We start from the raw sequence: 3,741 nt of genomic DNA on the forward strand, positions 1-3,741 counted from the left end.
GAGTTAAACATCACACGTCACATGACACAAGCGTTCCCCATGCGCAAGTCGGCGGGAAACGCCTTTCGTGAAAATCCGGGCGCATCGCAGACGAACGCCTGCTGACCGGCAGCAGACCACATACGCCCAAAAAGCCACCATTCGGCCGCTGGTGTTGCTCCAGAGTATTGAGCAATCCGCAAGGCGATCGGCACGTTCAAAGCCCGCGGCCCGAACGACGCCGAGTCCCACGAACCCTGATCGTTAGATTCCGGCGTGACGGCAAAGTAGAGTCGGCTCGCGAGGTATCGCATTGAGTTAACGTGCTGATGCACCCTATCCCTGGATGTATCGTGATGCAGTACCTTCGAAATCGGCACACGGTCGCTGCCCTACGGCGTAGCTGGGCAACGATACGCGTGGCGCGCCTTTGCAAGCGCGCATTCTGAGCAGCCGAGCGAAATTTTACATCTTCCCGTGTGTCGCACCGTTTTGAGGCGTTTATCGGAAAACTTCTGTCCGAAAAGACCAAGCAGCTGGACGTCGCCCCGCGAATGGCCTGAGGCGTCTACTTTCCCGGCGTCGGCAGTGGCGTTTTGTGAAAGCCTGCGACGCGACAGCGAATGCACTAGGTTGGGTCAACATAGCTCCAAATTGAATTACTTACGAGATGTTTCGCTTGCAATGGTCAATTCAGCGATATTGACAAACAATTATTCGTTACCACATATAAATATAAAAAGGATGCGCTATACATTCCGTCTCAATTTTTTTGAGAGACGCACTGGGCATTCGAAATTTTGCCAGTTCGCGGGTAGAATCATAAGCCCAGCAAGACTGCCCGCTATCCCGCTTCTCAGTGTCCGCAACAGCCAATGTGTTGGCTAATTCGGCCATTAAATACTGGTAAGATAATCATATGTATAGGATGCTCCAATAAGAAAAAGACAGAGTCTTGGGGAGAAGACTTTGCAGACCACATATTTCCGGGGAAAACTAAATGGATTTGGTACATACTCTGCCGCGCATCTCGCGGCAAAGTGCCGTGCCGATGCAAACGAACGCTTTGACTCGCATCGACATCGCGCTGTTCAACGGATTTGCACTGCCTACGGTCGCAGCAATCATCGAAATCTTCCAGAAGGCAAACTCGCTCGTCGCCGCGCAGCGATCTGGCAGTGCACGCTACGACGTCTCGCTACTTTCCGCCGCGGGTGGGCGCATCGCCAGTTCGTCATCGGTATTCGTCTGGACCGACGACGTCCAGTCGCACCGAGGCACGAACCAGACACATCTGTTGTTCATCGCCGGCGGTGCGGGCGTACAGCAGGCATGCCGCGACGAGCGGCTGAGCAACTGGCTACGCCGTAGGCACCCGTTCAGCGAGATCGTGCATCCGATCGCAGAGGGCCTGTTGCTGCTGCAAGCGGCCGGGCTGCCCAGTCGCTACTGCCCGCTTCTCTATGGCGGCAACGAAGCGCACGGCCTGTATCCGGCGAAGTCGCTGACGGAAGCGCCGGGCGCCGTATCCACGGCGTTACGCATCGTCGAGGAGGATCTCGGGGCCGATTTGGCGCAGCAGGTTGCAGAGTCGATCGCGCCACAACCCAATACACCTTTCACGTCGTCGGTCACGCTAAACGCGGCGCCGCAGATCAGCGAGAAGATCCTGGCGTCGGCACGCTGGCTGGAAGCGAACGTCGATCGTCCCATCTCAATCGACGATGCTGCGCAGGTCGCGGCGATGAGCGAGCGCAACTTCCTGCGCCGCTTCAAGAGCGAGATCGGCATGACGCCCTCCGACTATCTACTTCGCGCACGATTGAACATGAGTTGTCGGATGCTCATTGAATCGCGTTTGCCAGTCGACAAGATCGCGCGCCGCTGTGGTATCAGCAGCGGCGGGCAGTTGTCGAAACTCTTCAGAAAATATCTGGCGACGACACCGACGGACTATCGGATGCGCAACGAAGTGGCACTGTAGAAGGCCTCAAGCACAGGTGCCGGATCAACGGCACGAGCCCAATCCGGGGAGTACTGCGGCAGCCCCTACTCCAAGCGGACGCCACAGATCGCCCTCCCCGATTACTACCCGTGACAGTCTGCCGAGACGAATGAGTCCCTTCGCTGTCGCGTTGACAGTCAAAGCAGACACAGCCAACACGACCGTGGATATTGAAAAGCAGGACCGCGCATGGATAACGCGCGCCCGTTTTACTGAACGTAGCGCTTGACTATATCGGCCAATATAGTGGTTTATTCAGCCGTGTTTTCATTGTCCCGGGACGGTTTCGATAACATCAAAACCGGTCAACTCGTTTCTGAATTCCGAAGACCGATTGTCCTGAGCGGCCGGCATTCGATGGCAACGTTCGAATTGGCGGCTTTCAATTTCAGATGGTTCTGGTGGTTTAACGTTCCAGGTGAACGGGAAGTTATGGGCGAGTTTATTCCAGAGTATTTGCTCCGCGAACAGGCTGCTGTGGGTGCGCTTGTATTATTCGGCGTTCTGCGCGTTGTCGCCGCTGCTGTCGCTTTCGAGAAAGGCTGGCGCATATCGGTCATGCAAGGTTATTGCATTGTGATCGCAGCGCTCTACTGCCTACCTCAGCTATTTGATCTATCCACGCACCTGTACGGAATGCAGGCCGCTGCTGCGGCCGCGGTGCTCGAGGGTAAGGCAGCGGGCTCTGCGATAGCACTCTTTTTCGCGCCCATTCTGAGTCATAGGCTCGGCTACGAATAGTTGCCTTTCACGTCTCAAGCCCTTGTAGTTCCGTTCATGGATATTGGCGGCAGAATCGCAAAGACCCTCATTATCCAATCCAGACCATCGCGATACGAAGCCTCAAATACCCTCCAGGCTTGTTAGAGCGATTTCGTATTGGACAAAGGTTCTTTAGCGAGCGGCCGGCCCAGTTCCGTTGAGGACCTGAACCGGTCCGGCGGCCCGATTCTCTGCTTCCGCGCGTGAAAGCTATTTCGTTGTGGTTCCCGTGCCACCGGTGCCGCCCGTTCCACCGGTTGCTCCACCGCTGTTACCCCCGCCGGAGATCGGCGCTGCCGCCCCCGCCGCTGTCGCAGCGGCTGTCAACGACGCCGCTGGCTGACCATTCGCGGTAATCGCGCCAGCGGTCAGCAAAGCGTCCAAATCCGCATCCGCGCCGGGCTGCCCTGGCGTGAACGAAACCGTCAAGAACGAAGATGACGAAAGCGTGATCCCGTACCGGGTCTTGATCAACTGGGCGATGGCCGCCTCTGCGTTCGCGATCACCGTGCTGTTGGACAGCGCGCTCTGAAATGTTGCGTTGCTCGAGATTCCCGACAGCAGCCCGCTAACCGTGGTTCCAAGCTGCCCGGCCAGATAGCTCAAAAGCAATTCGGTCAAGGGAGTCACATTGTAGGTACCCGCGCCGGCCGCAAACGAATGAATCGTGACCGCGCCGCCGGTCGCCGTAATCGCACACGGTCCGTCAAACTTGAAGGTCGCCGAATACGCGCCGCTTGCGTTAGCCGTCGCACTACCCGTGCCGTTCTTGCAAGTCAGGACAATGCTTGCGTTTGCCATTGCTACACCCACCGCGGCCGTACCACTCACCGTCGCGCCCGGCGAGTCGCCGCTGCCACCGCATGCGACCAGCGCACTGGTCGCAAGCACTATCGATCCGAACTGCAGCGTGCGCAGCGTGGCGCCGTTTAGAAGCTTCATCGCCTATCTCCAAAGAAAGTCATTCACAATTGACCGGCACCAGCGCCCGTCCG

The 3,741-nt window shown here is 57.4% G+C and carries 3 protein-coding genes; 2 read left to right on the plus strand and 1 reads right to left on the minus strand.

Annotated elements, in window-relative coordinates; all coding sequences use genetic code 11:
* Positions 1-979: 979 nt before the first annotated feature.
* Both FSO04_RS45175 and FSO04_RS45180 read left to right on the plus strand, forming a co-directional pair.
* Positions 980-1,963, plus strand: coding sequence for a GlxA family transcriptional regulator (locus FSO04_RS45175; protein WP_154567890.1), 984 nt, complete (start codon positions 980-982; stop codon positions 1,961-1,963).
* Between the two features lie 453 nt (positions 1,964-2,416).
* Positions 2,417-2,725, plus strand: coding sequence for a hypothetical protein (locus tag FSO04_RS45180; RefSeq protein ID WP_154567894.1), 309 nt, complete (start codon positions 2,417-2,419; stop codon positions 2,723-2,725).
* 231 nt (positions 2,726-2,956) lie between these two features.
* On the opposite strand, the gene FSO04_RS45185 is transcribed toward FSO04_RS45180, so the two are convergent.
* Positions 2,957-3,688, minus strand: coding sequence for a carboxypeptidase regulatory-like domain-containing protein (locus FSO04_RS45185; protein WP_154567892.1), 732 nt, complete (start codon positions 3,686-3,688; stop codon positions 2,957-2,959).
* Between the last annotated feature and the right edge of the window lie 53 nt (positions 3,689-3,741).

The sequence above is a fragment of the Paraburkholderia madseniana genome, from assembly GCF_009690905.1.
In the GTDB taxonomy this organism is placed as follows: Bacteria; Pseudomonadota; Gammaproteobacteria; order Burkholderiales; family Burkholderiaceae; genus Paraburkholderia; species Paraburkholderia madseniana.